Origin of the sequence: Gilliamella sp. B3367, assembly GCF_026536825.1 — a bacterium.
GTDB classification, from domain to species: Bacteria; Pseudomonadota; Gammaproteobacteria; order Enterobacterales; family Orbaceae; genus Gilliamella; species Gilliamella apicola_E.
Genome location: NZ_JAFNNJ010000004.1, coordinates 1 through 16,720 on the forward strand (window position 1 = coordinate 1; position 16,720 = coordinate 16,720).

The window sequence follows — 16,720 nt, forward strand, 5'->3', positions numbered from 1 at the left end:
TTGCCTGTTGCCTGTTGAAAATTATAATGCATTTTAGACTACCTTGTCAAGTAATTTTTTGATTAATTTAAAATTTTATACTTTTTTATCAAATTTTAGCCTCTGAGCTAAAACCGTGTAAAAAGTATAGTGATTGGAAAAACACGATGCAACACTTTTTTTCGCTCATTTGTGTTAACTTTTGTAAATAGGATCTAAAAAGGATCTAAGTTATAACTGATTAACTTTTGTTTTAATTAAATATATTGCAATTACAAATCTTTAAAATTAGAGCAATTGATCCTCGAAAATTTTATTTTAAGGCTTTGGATTAGAAATTTAGTGATTTTGATATTTTAATAATTTTTTAAGTGAAATTGAGAACATCAAAAACCCCGTTCCTCAACTTTTTTTGCGATAAAATACCTCAAAAATAAACCCGCCGAGGCGGGTAATTCAGTCGTCGCTTATTTTAATCACTTAATACTATTTTTATCACTCCAACCCCCGACCTAAAGATTAAGGATGAAGAAATAAGAACTAAGGATAAGTACAAAGTCCGCCGTTATTTGCGTCATTTTGGTACGAATTCACATAACCGTTGAGTGCGAACACAATAAAATTGCGATTAGCATCCAGATCACTAGTCCAATAGTAAGCACTTATGAAGTCAGCTCCTGAGTAATCGTCCATTTTGCCCCACTCCGTGAAAAAACCTGAACCAATGCGACGCTGATAATGATTGCCAGATGACGAAGGGATTGCGCCCATACGATGATTTGAATTAGTTAAATCACTTACGCGTGATACGCGATAACCTAAATTATTACACCAAAAGGCAAGATCAGGATAAAAGTCCTCATAGCCAGTACCACGGTTAACGAACCACTGCTTTAGCGTAAAACCATATTTAACAATTGCATTACCTTGACTATCGCGACCGACTAATTCAAAGGTCAGAGGTAAAGGTGGCTTAGGTATTGGACCTGGAAAGCCAGAATCTTGTTGGGACTCAGTGGCGAAAGGACCTGTTAATGTAACTCGAACACCTGTACTTGTGGAATTGCTCATAGTAGCGGTTATCCCCCCCTGAGAAACAGGAGACCAAGACAATACCTGATTACTATCCGAAATGACTAAATCGAAGTACAAACCATGAGCACCAGTAGTCGGAAAGTTTAAACCGTAAGATGATTGAGGAAGAAAACCATTAGCAGGGTCCCAAATCGAAGAAGGACCGCTAAAATCTAGTGGCCAATTATTCTCCTTGTTCTTACCATACAATAGGTTAGGTCTTGCAAAACAAACCGTTGGCGATGGATTAGGATTGATATAATAGGTCACATTACTTGCACTAAAGCTACTATGACTTGGAAGACCATAACGTGTGCTTAATATACCATCTGTATTAGTTAATTTTACTTGATAAGGTGCATTACAGATTTTTGGTACTGCATTACGTGATACTGATTGCCCATTTTTATCGACGATAGATAAATTTAAAGAGCCGGTCGCACTGATATCTCCATCACCATCATCATCTCCCCAATAATTATAAGGCGGACCGATAAGAGAACTTAAAGCGACTGAATTAGTATCAGTAGGAACCAACATACCTATATCAGCAAAACTCTGACCTGCAACGGGCAAGACGATTGGTGCTGAAGAAGATGAAGGATTGGTTGAAGGCGTATATTGTGTACCGTTAGATAATGTAATACCAAGCAGACCGTCAGTGTTTGTCACTCTTGTATAACCACCATCAAACGTTAAATACGGAGCATTTCCGTGAATCAGATTTGACGTTTTAGAGGTTAATGCATAGCTGGAATAAAAAGGTATTAACAATAAGCTTAACGATAAAAAGATCAGTCGGAATAATTTAGATCCGAGAGAGGATCGGATTGATCCAAATGGCGATCGAAGTAACGGTAGACGCAACGATCGACTACGCGATCTTACATTTTCGTCGATTAATAAACTGGAGTGAAAAAAAAGAGGTTGAGAGTTTAAATTAGGCGAATTTAAATTATAGGTTGGCCAAGTTGCCTGTTGCCTGTTGCCTGTTGAAAATTATAATGCATTTAGACTACCTTGTCAATTAAATTTATGATTTATTTGCAATTTTATGTTTATTGCTGATGTTTTAGCTACTCAGCTAAAATGATCTCAAAGTATAGTGACCCGAAAAATATAACGCAATATTTTTTGCGTTTAAGATCGTTAATCTTTGTAAAGAGGATCAGGAAAGATCTAAAGATAATCATTAGATAAACTATTTGCTATTTGATCAATATCAAATTTATCACTCACTAAAAACCCTCATTTTTAACCCTATAAAAGTTTTATTTAGGGCGGATTTAAAACCCCAAAAACCCCGCTCCTCAACTTTTTAAGAAACGGGATATTATCTGCATTGAATAAACTGACTTGAGTTGATTGATTCGAAAATTATATTTTATTAACTGCCTACACGGCATAAACCCAAAAGATTTAAAAAAAATAGGCGTAGAAAATTTTCTAAACTGCCTACACGGCATAAACCTAGAACAAGACATACTATAATCGTTGTTTGCAAAAAGGCAAAGGGCATTTGGAGTTTTAAAAACCCTTTTTTTTAATACCTTTTTAATATTATGATTTTTAATTATTTTATTTTTTGGTTAAAAAAAGGGTTATAAAAATAATATTTTTTGGGGATTAAAAAACCCCGCTCCTCAACTTTTTTAAAATCTAGTCGCTATTTTCGACTCCGTTATAAGAAAAAAGTATAACTATATATAAATATATTATTTAACCGTCATAGAAAGATTTTATATTATAATCTCCGACTTCATAATTTTAATATATAAAAAACAATGCATAAACTAGCCAATCGACTCGATCACTTTTCCGATTCGGTTATCCGTCGGATGACTCGGATCGCTAATCAATATCAAGCTATCAATTTGTCACAGGGGTTTCCAGATTTTGATCCGCCGAAACCTTTAATCGATGCGTTAAAACAAGCTGCCGATTGTGGTCCTCATCAATATGAGATCACTTGGGGTTCGGCTGAGTTTCGGCGTCTGTTAGCTAAAAAGCAACAAAAGTTAATGCAAATTGATATCAACCCAGAGGAAAACGTGTTGGTAACTTGTGGTAGTACCGAGGCGATGATGTGTGCGGTAATGACGGTTTGTAATCCAAAAGATAAAGTTATTATCTTTTCGCCGTTTTATGAGAATTACGGAGCGGACGCCATTCTTTCTGATGCCACCCCAATTTATGTACCTTTGATCCCGCCGACATTTGAATTTGATAAACAGCAACTTCGTGAAGCGTTTGAGCAAGGCGCTAAGGCGCTGATTTTATGTAATCCTAGCAATCCTTGTGGCAAGGTATTTACTAAGGATGAGCTTGATTATATAAGTCAATTGGCGATTGAGTTTGATGCCTACATTATTACCGATGAAGTGTATGAGCATATGGTTTATGCTCCGCATAAACATCTTTATTTGGCAAGTTTTCCAAATATGAAAGAGCGGACTATTTGTTGTAGCTCGTTGTCGAAAACCTATTCGATAACCGGTTGGCGCCTTGGTTATATTATTGCTGATAAAAGGATTATAGATGGTTGTAAGATGATCCATGATTTTCTTACCGTTGGTGCTGCTGCTCCACTACAAAAAGCAGCTTGTGCTGGATTAGCTTTAGGGGATGATTATTATCAACAATTGACCGAAACTTACACTGCTAAGCGCCGTTTATTTTTGAACGGATTAGATGAGTTGGGCCTTGCTTATTATGAGCCTCAAGGTGCGTATTATGTTTTAGTAGATATTTCGGCGTTTAATCCATTTAAGACCGATTTTGAATTTTGCGAATGGTTAATTAAAGAAGTCGGCGTAGCGGCTGTACCGGGGTCGGCCTTTTTTAAACATCCTGAATATCGTTATATTCGTTTCCATTTTGCTAAACAAGAACCAACGCTGATTGCAGCTTTAGAAAGATTATCCAAACTTAAGGAAAAATTATTATGTTTAAAAAATTAATTGTGGCAAGTTTAGTCATTTTAACTTCAGTATTAACTGGCTGTGATAATGCTAAAAAAGAGAATCAAATTACTGTTGGTGTTGCAGCTGGTCCTTATGGTGACATGTTTAATCAAGCTATTGCGCCTGGATTAGAAAAGAAAGGTTACCATATCGAAATTCGTGAATTTAGCGATTATGTTCAACCAAACTTAGCATTAGCAAATAGAGATATTGATGTTAATTTATTTCAACATTTAACTTATCTTAATAATTTTAAGCAAGCGCGTAATTTAGATATTATGGCGATTGGTTTTGTACCAACAGCTGGCGCAGGAATTTATTCAAATAAAATTACTGACTTTTCGCAATTAAAACAAGGCGATCAAGTGACTATTTCAAGTGATGTGACTAACGAAGCTCGCGCGTTACGCATTTTAGAAGCAGCTGGGTTGATTAAGCTTGATCCAAATGTGGATAAAAACAATTTAACCCCTAAAAACATTATCGAAAACCGTTATGGTTTAGAGATTGTGCCAATTGAAGCACCACAAACTCCACGTTCGCTTGACAATGTTGCGTTATCAGTGGTTAATGGTAATTATGCAATTGGTGCGGGTTTAGATCTTTCTAAGGCGCTTTATCATGAAGTGTTAGATAAAGATCATAAAAATGTTATTGCGATTCGCACTGAATCAAAAGATACATTAGGTAAAGACATTATCGACGTGCTTAAATCACCTGAGTTTGCTCAAGTCATTAATGATAAAAACGGTATTTTCTATACCTTCCAAAAACCTGATTATCAGTTATTTTAATTATGCAGACTTTAATTCAAGTAAAAGATGTTTCTGTAAGATTTAAAGCCAAAGATCAAGTTGTTGAAGCGGTTAAAAAGGTCTCGTTTGATGTCAATCAAGGCGAGATCTTCGGGATCATTGGTTCGAGCGGTGCGGGAAAAAGTACTTTAGTAAGAACGCTTAATCGGCTTGCTGAACCTTCGTCCGGGCAAGTTATTATTAATGGTGTTGATATACAAACCTTACGTGGGCGTGAATTGCAAGCGTTTCGTTTTCATGTTGGGATGATTTTTCAGAACTTTAATTTAGCATCATCAAAAACCGTTTATGAAAATATTGCCTTTGTGCTTAAAGCCGCTGGTAAAAAAGGCGATGCGGTTAAAAATAGAGTCAACGAATTGCTTGCTTTAGTTGGGTTAAGTGATAAAGCGAATGCCTACCCTGCTGAACTCAGTGGTGGGCAAAAGCAACGAGTCGGTATTGCCAGAGCGCTGGCTAATGATGCCAAAATTTTGTTGTGTGATGAAGCCACCAGTGCTTTAGATCCAACTACTACCAGCGCGATTCTTGATTTGTTAAAACAGCTTAATCAAAAATTTGGTTTAACTATTGTTTTAATCACCCATGAAATTGATGTGGTTAAAAAAATCTGCCACCGAGTTGCAGTAATGTCACAAGGTGAAATTGTCGAAATGAATACCACATTCAACCTTTTTGCTTGCCCTAAACAGCCATTCACACAAGAATTTCTTAATATCGATGAAAATACCCATTTGCCAGATATTATAAAGCAAAATGTAAAAGGAAAATTGGTCCGTTTGCGCTACATTAATGAAAACACTACCCAGCCAATTCTGTATCAATCAGCGATTGAAACGGGTGTGTCATTTAATATTTTGCATGGGTTTATTGAATATTTCGACAATCAAGCTTTAGGTAATTTGGTGATCGAGCTGATTGGTGAATCGACTAATATCCAAAATTTAATCACCAAATTGGCCGATCAAGAAGTCATTATTGAGGAAATAAACTAATGATTAAACTCACCATTAACGAAATAGCGCAAATGTTATGGAAAGCCGCTTACGAGACATTCATTATGGTAAGTTGGTCATTATTAGCTGGTTTGATCTTCGGCACATTAATCGGATTATTGCTGTTTTTAATGTCAAATCAATTCTTCTTTAAAAATAGAATCATTAACAGTATTGCGAATTTTATCGTCAATGCAACCCGTTCAATTCCATTTTTAATCCTAATGGTTACGGTGTTACCTTTAGGCGCGCTGTTGGTTGATACCGCAGTGGGTCCTAAAGCGGTAATTTTACCGCTTTCACTTGCCGCTATTGCATTTTATGCACGGTTAGCCGAAAACGCTTTTAGCCAAATTGATAAAGGCGTGATCGAAGCTGCGGTAGCAAGTGGTGCATCACATATGCGTATTATTTTTGGGATATTGTTTCCTGAGGCAATGGCGCAATTAATACGACACGCAACAGTTACCACAATTTCACTTATCAGCTTTAGCTCAATGGCTGGGGTTGTTGGTGGCGGTGGTATTGGTGATTTGGCGATCAGTTATGGTTATCAACGCTATGTAACCGAGGTGCTTATTTTGTGTATTGTTATTCTTATTTTTATTGTGATGGTGATTCAATACCTCGGTGACGAGTTAGCCAATCACTTTGATAGAAGTTATAAATAGTGGGTAATTTAGTATGAACAATCTTATCATTAAAGATTCAAAACGCATTGTTTTGGCAGATGCCATCCCACAATCCTACTTGACCGATGGTTTAAAGCTTAAATATGGGCAGGCTGATATATTAGTTTATCCTAAAACGACCGAAGAAGTAGCGGATGTGGTTAAATTTGCCAATGCCAATAATCTGAATATTACCACTCGCGGTGCTGGGACGAATTTAGTGGGTTCAACCATTCCTAATGGTGGCATTATTCTTGATTTATCATTGATGAATAAGATTGTTGAGTTAGATAAGGAAACTTTCACTATTACGGTACAGCCCGGCATTTTATTGCAGGATTTACAACAGTTTGTTGAGCAGTATGATCTTTTTTATCCACCTGATCCGGGTGCTAAAACCTCCACTATTGGCGGAAATATCAGTACTAATGCAGGAGGGATGCGTGCGGTAAAATACGGTGTAACTCGTGACTATGTGCAAGCACTTGAGGTGGTGATGGCAGATGGGAGTGTGTTAAATATTGGCAGCAAAAATGTTAAGGACAATACTGGGCTTGCTTTAAAGCATCTGTTTATTGGCAGTGAAGGTACTTTAGGCATCATTACCCAATGTACGTTAAAACTGATCGCCAAGCCGAAAGTATCTCAAACATTTGTTGTTGGTTTTAATACTATTGAGCAGGCTATTGCCAGTATCACAAACATTTTACATACCCTAACGCCAACCGCGCTAGAGTTTGTGGAACGTAAAGTTGCACAATGGGGCGAAAAGTATTCAGGATTTCAATTCCCACTACCTCATAGCCAAGCTTATTTGATTATTATGCTTGATGGATCAGATCAACAATCCATCGAACAGCAACGAAAGCAATTATTAGCGAATTTAGGTGACTGTGACTATTTTGTTGCTGAAGATAGCAATCAGGCTAGTCAAATTTGGACGATTCGCGGTTCATTGGTGCGAGCGGTTGAGGCAGTGACCGAACAAGATCCGATTGATATTGTGGTTCCAATAAATCGTATTGCCGATTTTATTCACTTCACCAAACAGCTTGAAGCAAAAACCAAGGTACGCATGTTAGCCTTTGGTCACGCTGGTGATGGAAATATTCATCTATGCATTTTGCGTGATGATCGTGATGATAAACAGTGGGATACCGATCTACAGCAAGTTCATCAAGCTCTTTATCAAAAATGCCTTGAACTTGGTGGATTACCTTCGGCAGAACATGGCATTGGTACAGCGAAAGTGAGCTATTATAATGATGCTATTCCCAAAGCCAATCGCCAACTTATGCACGCTATCAAGCAACAGTTTGATCCGAAGAATTTACTCAATAATCAGGTTTATATGACTATGATTTAATCTGAGTAGTATTTTAATGATTGCTTTTAGATGAGATAAATCAATGGCAAATTAAGAATAAATAAAGTTGAGGAGCGGGGTTTTTGAAGTCTTAAAAACCCCGCTCCTCAATTTTTTTATTGAAGCGCTAACATAAGTTGTATTGTTGTCATTACAGCACTTTCATTATTTGAACCAGTAATAAATTTAGCTACTGCTTTAGTTTCGTCGAAAGCATTACGCATTGCGAAGCTGTAATTGGCTTGTTCGAGCAGTTCTATGTCGTTGAGCCCATCACCAAATGCCATTGTTTCCTGATAGGTGATATTTAGGATCTGTTGTAGTTTTTTGATAGTGTTGCCTTTGTGGACGTTGTGTTCTGTGATATCTATCCAAGCAGCTTCTGATACGACGATGTAGACGTCATTATCATACGGTCTTAAATGCTTGCGTGTTTGTGGGCATTGTTCTTTTTCGTCATACACGGTAATTTTGATAAAGTCGTCAGCGACAGTTTTAAAATCATCCACTTCGATGATTGTTGCATACGATCCTCGGACTTTTTGTTTTAGATGTGTAGGCAAATTAGATTTGATTACTGCACCTTTTGCAGTACATGCAATGATGACATGCTCTTGACTGGCTTGTTCAAGGGTTTTGATGATACGTTGACCAAGTTGATTTTCGATAAAAGAGCGATAGATAAATTCACCTTTATGTTTGATTGTGGTGGCACTATCGCCTACTATCCAAATTTTATCGAGATAATCGGCAAAGAGTTCTTCTACTCGTTCACACTGTTTTCCAGTACATGCAACAAATTGGACGTTTTGTTTTGCCATAAGGTCATAGACTTGAGTGAATAATGTTCGGTCATAGTCGCCTTGGCTATTTAAGAATGTTCCATCTAAATCAGTGATGATTAACTTGATCATATTTGCGTCCTTTAGAATGAATTAACTGGCTCTTTATTCATTTTGCCAAATTCTCTATAGAGAAACAATATGATAAAGCCGAAATAGAGATGAACATTTAATTCCATCTTTTTTATTAATTGAAAGGATTAAACCCAAAATATTACCAATTTTTATAGTCAATAAGGCGGTTATTTAGGTGATAAATTTAGGTTATAAATTTAAGATAAGAATTTTTTCTAATTAGTTGAACTGTCAATTTTAAGTTTTAAGATTTTCTACAAAAAAGTCTGACAAGAAGCTTTCAGGACTTTTATTTTCTAATTATTCCTGCAATTAACACCTCAAAAACCCCGCTCCTCAACTTTTTTTTATTTAATTGAGATGGACATGGCGGCAATTTTTGTGATAAAAAAGCCTGAAAATTTCTTTTCAGGCTTTTTGGCTTATTTATATTGTTGCCTATTCGACGCAATAAGTAAGTAACCTTATTGTTTTGCAACAATATTTCCATCATCTACGTCTAGATGAATCTTTTTACCAGGCACTAATTTACCCGATAAAATTTGTTGAGCTAGTGGGTTTTCAATCTCTTGCTGTATTGCACGTTTCAATGGTCTTGCACCATAAATTGGGTCGAAGCCAACTTTGGCAAGTTGTTCTAGTGCACTATCAGAGATATCCATTTCATATCCACGTTCTTCTAGGCGTTTTTCAACATGAGCGAGTTGTATTTTTGCAATTGCTTTAATGTTTTCTTGACCTAGTGGGTGGAATACCACTGTTTCATCAATTCGGTTAATAAATTCCGGTCTGAAATGTTGGGTTACCACTGTCATAACTAAAGCTTTCATTTCGTCATAACTTAGTTCGACGTGACCTTGAATTAGGTCTGAACCTAAGTTAGATGTCATGATAATGACTGTGTTTCTAAAATCCACAGTTCTGCCTTGTCCATCAGTTAATCGGCCATCATCAAGCACTTGTAATAAAATATTAAATACATCTGGGTGTGCTTTTTCAACTTCATCAAGTAGGATGACGGAGTAAGGTCGACGTCTTACTGCTTCAGTTAAATAGCCACCTTCTTCATAACCAACATATCCAGGAGGCGCACCAATTAATCGAGCCACGGAATGTTTTTCCATGAATTCGGACATGTCAATTCGAACCATTGCATCTTCACTGTCAAACATGAAGTTAGCTAAGGCTTTACAAAGTTCAGTTTTACCTACCCCTGTTGGTCCTAAAAATAGGAAGGATCCAATTGGTTTGTTAGGGTCAGATAGTCCTGCTCGACTGCGACGAATCGCATTAGCAACAGCAACAACCGCTTCATCTTGACCGATTACACGTTTGTGTAAGGCTTCTTCCATGTGAAGTAGTTTATCTTTTTCGCTTTCAAGCATTCTTGATACAGGAATACCCGTTGCTTTAGATAGTACTTCGGCAATTTCGTTATCGGTGACTTTGTTACGCAATAACTTCATGGTTTTGCCTTCTAATTGCGTTGCAGAAGCCAGTTTCTTTTCTAACTCTGGAATTTTGCCATATTGTAATTCGGACATTTTGTTCAAGTCACCCATTCGGCGAGCTTGTTCTATCTCGGTACGCGCTTTTTCCAGCTCCGCCTTGATATTTTGAGTGCCCGAAAGTGCAGCCTTCTCTGACTTCCACTCTTCTTCAAGTGATGCATAATCCTTTTCTTTTTCAGCAAGTTCATCGTTTAACATCTCTAGTCGTTTTTTACTTGCATCATCAGACTCTTTCTTGAGCGCTTGTTGTTCAAGTTTGAGTTGGATAATACGTCTTTCAAGTCGATCCAATGATTCTGGTTTTGAATCCATTTGCATACGGATGCTTGATGCTGCTTCGTCGATTAAGTCGATCGCTTTATCGGGTAACATTCGATCAGAGATGTAACGATGCGATAAAGTTGCAGCAGCGACAATGGCTGGATCAGTAATTTGTACGTGGTGATGCAGTTCATAGCGCTCTTTTAAGCCACGTAAGATTGCGATCGTGTCTTCAACTGTTGGTTCTGCTACATAGACTTTTTGGAATCGACGTTCTAATGCTGGATCTTTTTCTATGTATTGACGATATTCATCAAGTGTAGTTGCTCCTACGCAGTGTAGTTCACCTCGAGCTAATGCTGGTTTTAACATGTTTCCAGCGTCCATCGCCCCGTCACTTTTACCTGCACCAACCATAGTGTGAATTTCATCAATAAATAAAATTATGCTGCCTTCCGCTTTGGCAATATCTTTTAATACCGCTTTTAAGCGTTCTTCAAATTCACCACGATATTTAGCACCAGCAATTAATGCCCCCATATCTAATGATAATACGCGTTTGTTACGTAATCCTTCTGGTACTTCTCGGTTAACAATTCGTTGTGCAAGTCCTTCAACAATAGCGGTTTTACCAACACCTGGTTCACCAATGAGTACTGGGTTGTTTTTAGTTCTACGTTGTAATACTTGTATTGTGCGACGAATTTCTTCATCACGACCGATTACTGGGTCAAGTTTTCCTTGTTCTGCGCGTTCAGTTAGGTCAATGGTGTATTTTTTTAATGCACCACGTTGATCTTCAGCATTAGGATCGTTCACGTTATCACTTCCTCTCACTTGGTTAACAGCTTGGCTAAATTTTTCTTTAGTAACGCCTGCTTTTTTTAAGATATCTGCTAGGCTTCCTTTTTCATCTAATGCCGCTAATATAAATAGTTCAGACGAGATGTAGCTATCGCCATTTTTTTGGGATAATTTATCGCATAAATTTAAGATTTTAATAAATTCTTGTGATGGTATAACTTCACCACCGATACCTTGAACTTGTGGTAAGCGTTCGATTGCTTGATTTAGTTCTTGTTGTAATGTCGCAACATTCGCGCCTGAAGCAGCGAGTAATGGATTTATACTGCTTCCTTCTTGGTTTAACATGGCTGATAGCACATGTATAGGCTCTATGTATTGATTGTCTTTACCTAATGCCATTGATTGAGCATCAGCTAAAGCTTGTTGAAACTTGTTTGTGAGTTTATCTAACCTCATATTATTTATCTCCTAAGCAATAGATTTGGTTTAAATGTTTAAAACATTCAATCCATTTGCATATTCACTAAATAAGTGTGGAAGAATAAATTTCAAGAGCTGATTAACAATATTTTTGACGATTTTTTGAAACAAAGCTGTATATATATTACTCGTTTCTTTGCGAAAGATAAAGTAGCTTGAAAAATCATCGATTAATCAATAAGGTTGAGAAAATTTGGGTGACACATGGGTTTTTATCCTTTATATTAGCCTCGCTTTTAAGTTAGCCAACCGTGGTTCGTGATCCATCCCACGTAAAAAAACTAGGAAATTATATGTTTAAAATTGCTAAAGAGTTTCAATTCGATGCTTGTCATATGCTTGATGGGCATAATGGAAAATGTCATAACCTTCATGGTCATACCTACCGTTTGTTAGTCGAGATCAGCGATGATCTTATTTCCAGTGGATCCAGCGCTGATATGGTAATGGATTATGCTGATCTTAAGTTGATTGTAAAACAGCAGATTGTTGATCAATTGGATCATGCTTATCTTTATCATCAAGATAATGCTAATGAACGCCAAATAGCTATGCTTTTAGAACAAATGGAGCGTAAAGTTTTTGCTTTTCCTTGCCGTACTACAGCGGAAGGAATGAGTAAATTTATTTTCGAACGTTTGTCTCAGTTTTTGCCGGTGTCGATGATTAAGCTTTGGGAGACCCCCTCTTCTTATTGTGAGTATCATCGGAGCGAAAAATGATTGAGTATCGCATTGTTGAAATCTTCGAATCTTTACAGGGCGAAGGTTATAATACGGGTATGCCTGCTATTTTTATTCGTTTTGCTGGTTGTAATTTGAATTGTAGTTGGTGCGATACTAATTTTCGTCATTTTAAGCGCTTTTCGTTAGAGCAATTACTGGCGATGGTCGGGCAATATAAGAGTTCTAATATTATTATCACTGGCGGTGAGCCTACTATGGTTAGAGATTTACCTATATTGTTGTCCCATTTGAAGCAGGCTGGTTATTATATTGCTATTGAGAGTAATGGGCTGGGTAAGGTTGATCCATTAATTGATTATGTTGCACTGAGTCCTAAATTTTGTTATCAAAGCCGTTACCAAAACATTCTGCAATCAACTGCCAATGAAGTTCGAATCGTCGCTGAAAAACAAGCGGGCTTTATCGATTTTTGTCACTTCATTGAGCAGCATATTGAAGCTAAGCGTTACTATTTGTCTCCTTGCGAGATAAATGGTGAGATGAATATGTTTGATACCATTGAGTTGTTAGGTCAGATTAACCATAATCGTATCGATAACAAATGGCTGTTAAGTTTGCAGACTCATAAGTTTGCTAATATTGAGTAGTTTTTTATTAACTGCCATTAAACTAGTGGTTTATCACTTTTCTTCAAACCATATCATTGTCGCCATTCTTCCCGTTTTGTTTTCTCTTCGATAGGAGTAAAACAGATCGCGCTCAGTATACGTGCAATAATTACCACCATAAATTTGAGTAATTCCGATCGCGTTTAATCGCTGTTTAGCTATCATGTAAAGGTCGGCCAGATATTTTTTGCCTTCGATAAATTTGAATGCATGGTGAGCATTTTTGTCATACTCTTCAAATTGTTCTTTAACTTCAATACCTACTTCAAATTTTTGTGCACTGATTGCTGGTCCTAGCCAGACGAGAATTTCATTGGTGTTGCATTGAAATTTTTTTGCGGTTTCTTCTAAAATACCATGGCATAGTCCTCGCCAACCCGCATGAGCAGCAGCTACTTGATCGCCGTTAACTGAGCAAAATAGTACCGGCATACAATCAGCAGTTAAAACTACACTGACTTGATTAGCTTGCTTAGTGTAGGAGCCATCAGCTTCAAATCGTGTCGTATTAATTGCAGGTTTTACTTTTGTGATATCTAGGACAGTTGTACTATGTGTTTGATTTAACCAGTAAGGTTCACTTGGCACTTTTTCCGCTTGTATTAAGCGATTTCTATTTTCTACGATATTATTTAAGTCATCCCCTGTTCGACTGCCTAAATTTAAGCTGTCAAAAGGGGGAAGGCTTACCCCTCCAATGCGAGTGGAGGTGAAAGCACGAACATTACTCGGTGCAGGCCAATAAGGATATATTGATTTAATCATTTTTATTTACCAATCAAGTTCATCTTTATGAAGTTCTGTATCTTCTTGTAACGCATGAATTAATGTTAACATATCATCCGGTATTGGCGCATGCCATTCCATTAGTTCACCTGTAATTGGATGATATAAACGTAGCATTGTTGCATGTAAAGCTTGACGATCAAATTCGCGTAGCGTTTGGATAAAGGATTCACTCGCGCCTTTTGGTGGTCTTGGTCGTCCACCATATAGTGGGTCACCCACTAGGGGGTGAGCGATATGAGCCATATGCACGCGAATTTGGTGAGTTCGGCCAGTTTCTAGCCTTAGCCGTAGTCGAGTATGAAGTCGATATTTTTCCATGACTCGATAATGGGTTACCGCTGGCTTTCCTGTCGGGAATACGGCCATATGCGTTCGCTTAGTAGGATGGCGAGTGATCGGTTGATCGATTGTGCCACCTGCTGTAATGATTCCCATCGCTACCGCTTCATATTCACGTGTGATTTCACGATGTTGTAGCGATTCAACTAGATGGGTTTGTGCCTCGATGGTTTTAGCAACGACCATTAGCCCAGTTGTGTCTTTATCTAAGCGATGAACGATACCCGCTCTTGGTACTCTTGAAATATCAGGATAGTGATAAAGCAATGCGTTTAGCACTGTACCATTTGGGTTACCTGCGCCGGGGTGAACAACAAGATCTCGAGGTTTGTTGATAACCAAGATATCATCATCTTCATAAACAATATTGAGTTCGATATTTTCAGGTTGGTGATATGTTTCTTCTTCGATTTCAACGTCTATAGTAATTTTTTCTCCACCGAGAACTTTTTCTTTGGGTTTATTTACAATATTATTATTAACTAACACGTGATTATTGACGATCCATTCTTTAATTCTAGATCTTGAGTAATCAGGGAAAAGCTCCGATAAAGCTTGATCCAGACGCATTCCAAGTTGTGTTGGTTCTATTTCTGATGAAAGTTTTAACTTGTGCATGTGTAATTTATCTATTTTAAGCTGTTATGATTTAGAGTATTATATACTAATCATTGCCTTTAATGTTTAATTATATTTTGGATTAAAACTGAATGAAACTTCGTTTAAATACTTTGTTAGCCATCGCTTTAAGTAGCGCGCTAATTGGTTGTACGAGTACAAAGCCTGATGTCGAAAATGTATCAGAAATTGAGTTACACAATAAAGCCAAAACTGAGCTTGAAGGTGGGAATTTAAAATCGAGTATTACTGTCTTAGAAACGATTGATAAAAATTATCCTTTTGGACCTTATTCACAACAAGTCCAACTCGATTTGATTTATGCTTATTATAAAAATGCGGATTATCCTATGGCCATTGCGTCAATTGACCGCTTTTTAAAATTAAATCCAACCCATCCGAATATCGATTGGGTGATTTATATGCGCGGTATTAACAATATGGCGCAAAATGATAATACTATTCAGGGTTGGTTTAATGTTGATCGTTCAGATCGTGATCCTGAATTTGCGATGGCAGCATTTAAAGATTTTACTTATTTGGTTTCTAGTTTTCCAACGAGCAGTTATGCCGCTGATGCAAAAAAACGTTTAGTATATTTAAAGAACCGTATCGCTCGCTATGAGTTAAAAGTGGCTCAATATTATACTAACCGTGGCGCTTATGTTGCCGTGGTAAATCGAGTCATTCAAATGTTAGCGTTATTTCCAGATACTGATTCAACAAAAACAGCATTATCGTTATTAAGTAATGCTTATAATGAATTAGGTTTGACTGACGAAAGCCAAAAAGTCGATAAACTTATACAAGCTAATCTTGAAAATATGCCAGTTGAAGAGAAAAAGTCTTACTTTTCTCGCTTCTTAAGTGTATTTAATGGTGGTTAATTTAGTTCAGTTCTAAAAAATAATGGCTATTTAAACATTTAAATAGCCATTTTTTTATCATTAATTTATAAACGATAAATGCCCATGAGTTACTTTCTAACATATAAATAACGGTATTCTCCATGATCATAATTTTTATTTGTTAATGCTTTTGTTAGTTCTTGGGTAAGTTTAGTTGATAACGTTGTATCCGATGAGGATAATGTAAAATCTGGCTTTATAATTTGTTCATCGACATATTGTATAAATTGAAGAAATTGATCAATATCTTTTTTGGACAAATAGATAGTTTTTGCCACCATCATATTAATAAGCTTATTGTCAAACTCCAAAATAATCGTGTGATATAGCACTACGGTACTTTTAAACATCATTACTGTTTGTAATGCTGACCATTGAAACGTTTGATTCAATTTTTTATGGTCATCAATATTAATCGAATATGAATTGACATTAATCGTCATTTTTTTACGGAACAAGCGAGCAATACATATAGCAAACAGAAAGACAGAAAATAATTCCGGAACAAGGAGTCCAACAATAAAAATGATTTCAAAGTATTGGTTGGGAATCATCTCACTAAAGAATAATGCAAATAAATACAAGAGACAACCAAAGACTAAAACACCAAAGCAAAAAATGAGTATCATTAAACTTATAAATGAGCGCCGAGTAAAACAACGAAATTCAAATGTACGATTTTCCATAAGCCATTCCTGATATTTTTTTAGAAATATATCTTAAGTTTTTTAAATATATTGAGAAGCAAAGATTATTTTTTTATTTATAACTTTATTGATTTTAATTCATATAAATATTGGTATCAAATCCTCCTCCTTGTTTCATATATCGTTTGTAAAACGTGCCAATAACCAATACAATTAGCAAATTATT

The 16,720-nt window shown here is 36.6% G+C and carries 13 protein-coding genes, 1 pseudogene and 1 riboswitch; of the genes and pseudogenes, 8 read left to right on the forward strand and 6 right to left on the reverse strand.

Going from position 1 to position 16,720, the window contains the following annotated elements:
* Positions 1-519 precede the first annotated feature (519 nt).
* Positions 520-1,725, reverse strand: coding sequence for a hypothetical protein (locus J3U23_RS07380; protein WP_267338909.1), 1,206 nt, complete (start codon positions 1,723-1,725; stop codon positions 520-522).
* Positions 1,726-2,837: 1,112 nt separating this feature from the next.
* On the opposite strand from J3U23_RS07380, the gene J3U23_RS07385 reads away from it, so the two are divergent.
* From J3U23_RS07385 to J3U23_RS07405, 5 genes are read left to right on the forward strand one after another with little or no spacing between them, the layout of a single operon-like run.
* Positions 2,838-4,013 carry a pyridoxal phosphate-dependent aminotransferase gene (locus J3U23_RS07385; protein ID WP_267338910.1) on the forward strand — a complete coding sequence of 392 codons (1,176 nt, stop codon included), beginning with the start codon at positions 2,838-2,840 and terminating at the stop codon, positions 4,011-4,013.
* Positions 3,998-4,810: a MetQ/NlpA family ABC transporter substrate-binding protein gene (locus J3U23_RS07390; RefSeq protein ID WP_267338912.1), complete on the forward strand. Its 813-nt coding sequence runs from the start codon at positions 3,998-4,000 to the stop codon at positions 4,808-4,810. Before J3U23_RS07385 ends, J3U23_RS07390 begins: the two co-directional genes overlap by 16 nt.
* A gap of 2 nt (positions 4,811-4,812) precedes the next feature.
* On the forward strand, positions 4,813-5,826 hold the full coding sequence (locus J3U23_RS07395) for a methionine ABC transporter ATP-binding protein (RefSeq protein WP_220225878.1): 1,014 nt from the start codon (positions 4,813-4,815) through the stop codon (positions 5,824-5,826).
* Complete coding sequence (locus J3U23_RS07400) at positions 5,826-6,497, forward strand: methionine ABC transporter permease (RefSeq protein WP_416380512.1); 672 nt, start codon at positions 5,826-5,828, stop codon at positions 6,495-6,497. The genes J3U23_RS07395 and J3U23_RS07400 overlap by 1 nt, the downstream gene beginning before the upstream one ends.
* Before the next feature lie 13 nt (positions 6,498-6,510).
* Positions 6,511-7,863, forward strand: a complete 1,353-nt coding sequence (locus J3U23_RS07405; protein ID WP_267338913.1) for an FAD-binding oxidoreductase — start codon at positions 6,511-6,513, stop codon at positions 7,861-7,863.
* Positions 7,864-7,979: 116 nt separating this feature from the next.
* Here J3U23_RS07405 and J3U23_RS07410 read toward each other — a convergent pair whose 3' ends face one another.
* Positions 7,980-8,777 (reverse strand): Cof-type HAD-IIB family hydrolase, encoded by a 798-nt coding sequence (locus J3U23_RS07410; protein ID WP_267338915.1) that lies wholly within the window; start codon positions 8,775-8,777, stop codon positions 7,980-7,982.
* Between the two features lie 467 nt (positions 8,778-9,244).
* A complete protein-coding gene (gene clpB / locus J3U23_RS07415; RefSeq protein ID WP_065562591.1) occupies positions 9,245-11,815 on the reverse strand; it encodes an ATP-dependent chaperone ClpB in 2,571 nt (856 codons plus the stop codon).
* 269 nt (positions 11,816-12,084) lie between these two features.
* Positions 12,085-12,130: riboswitch (PreQ1 riboswitch) on the forward strand.
* 2 nt (positions 12,131-12,132) lie between these two features.
* Between clpB and queD the strand changes: the two genes are divergently transcribed.
* Together queD and J3U23_RS07425 are read left to right on the forward strand one after the other, a co-directional pair.
* A complete protein-coding gene (gene queD, locus J3U23_RS07420) occupies positions 12,133-12,561 on the forward strand; it encodes a 6-carboxytetrahydropterin synthase QueD (protein ID WP_267338916.1) in 429 nt (142 codons plus the stop codon).
* Positions 12,558-13,172: a 7-carboxy-7-deazaguanine synthase QueE gene (locus tag J3U23_RS07425; protein WP_267338917.1), complete on the forward strand. Its 615-nt coding sequence runs from the start codon at positions 12,558-12,560 to the stop codon at positions 13,170-13,172. The genes queD and J3U23_RS07425 overlap by 4 nt, the downstream gene beginning before the upstream one ends.
* 33 nt (positions 13,173-13,205) lie before the next feature.
* On the opposite strand, the gene pgeF is transcribed toward J3U23_RS07425, so the two are convergent.
* Both pgeF and rluD read right to left on the reverse strand, forming a co-directional pair.
* A complete protein-coding gene (gene pgeF, locus J3U23_RS07430) occupies positions 13,206-13,955 on the reverse strand; it encodes a peptidoglycan editing factor PgeF (protein ID WP_416380515.1) in 750 nt (249 codons plus the stop codon).
* Between the two features lie 9 nt (positions 13,956-13,964).
* Entirely contained in the window at positions 13,965-14,939 is a 975-nt protein-coding gene (gene rluD / locus J3U23_RS07435; RefSeq protein ID WP_267337387.1) for a 23S rRNA pseudouridine(1911/1915/1917) synthase RluD, read from the reverse strand.
* A gap of 92 nt (positions 14,940-15,031) precedes the next feature.
* On the opposite strand from rluD, the pseudogene bamD reads away from it, so the two are divergent.
* Positions 15,032-15,754, forward strand: a pseudogene (gene bamD, locus J3U23_RS07440) (outer membrane protein assembly factor BamD); the annotation flags it as partial.
* Between the two features lie 161 nt (positions 15,755-15,915).
* Here the strand turns inward: bamD and J3U23_RS07445 are convergent.
* Positions 15,916-16,533 (reverse strand): hypothetical protein, encoded by a 618-nt coding sequence (locus J3U23_RS07445; RefSeq protein WP_267337388.1) that lies wholly within the window; start codon positions 16,531-16,533, stop codon positions 15,916-15,918.
* Positions 16,534-16,720 lie beyond the last annotated feature (187 nt).

Coding starts and splice junctions, on each gene's coding strand:
- J3U23_RS07385 (WP_267338910.1), top strand. CDS start 2,838: ATGCATAAACTAGCCAATCGACTCGATCACTTTTCCGATTCGGTTATC.
- J3U23_RS07390 (WP_267338912.1), top strand. CDS start 3,998: ATGTTTAAAAAATTAATTGTGGCAAGTTTAGTCATTTTAACTTCAGTA.
- J3U23_RS07395 (WP_220225878.1), top strand. CDS start 4,813: ATGCAGACTTTAATTCAAGTAAAAGATGTTTCTGTAAGATTTAAAGCC.
- J3U23_RS07400 (WP_416380512.1), top strand. CDS start 5,826: ATGATTAAACTCACCATTAACGAAATAGCGCAAATGTTATGGAAAGCC.
- J3U23_RS07405 (WP_267338913.1), top strand. CDS start 6,511: ATGAACAATCTTATCATTAAAGATTCAAAACGCATTGTTTTGGCAGAT.
- J3U23_RS07410 (WP_267338915.1), bottom strand. CDS start 8,777: ATGATCAAGTTAATCATCACTGATTTAGATGGAACATTCTTAAATAGC.
- clpB (WP_065562591.1), bottom strand. CDS start 11,815: ATGAGGTTAGATAAACTCACAAACAAGTTTCAACAAGCTTTAGCTGAT.
- queD (WP_267338916.1), top strand. CDS start 12,133: ATGTTTAAAATTGCTAAAGAGTTTCAATTCGATGCTTGTCATATGCTT.
- J3U23_RS07425 (WP_267338917.1), top strand. CDS start 12,558: ATGATTGAGTATCGCATTGTTGAAATCTTCGAATCTTTACAGGGCGAA.
- rluD (WP_267337387.1), bottom strand. CDS start 14,939: ATGCACAAGTTAAAACTTTCATCAGAAATAGAACCAACACAACTTGGA.
- J3U23_RS07445 (WP_267337388.1), bottom strand. CDS start 16,533: ATGGAAAATCGTACATTTGAATTTCGTTGTTTTACTCGGCGCTCATTT.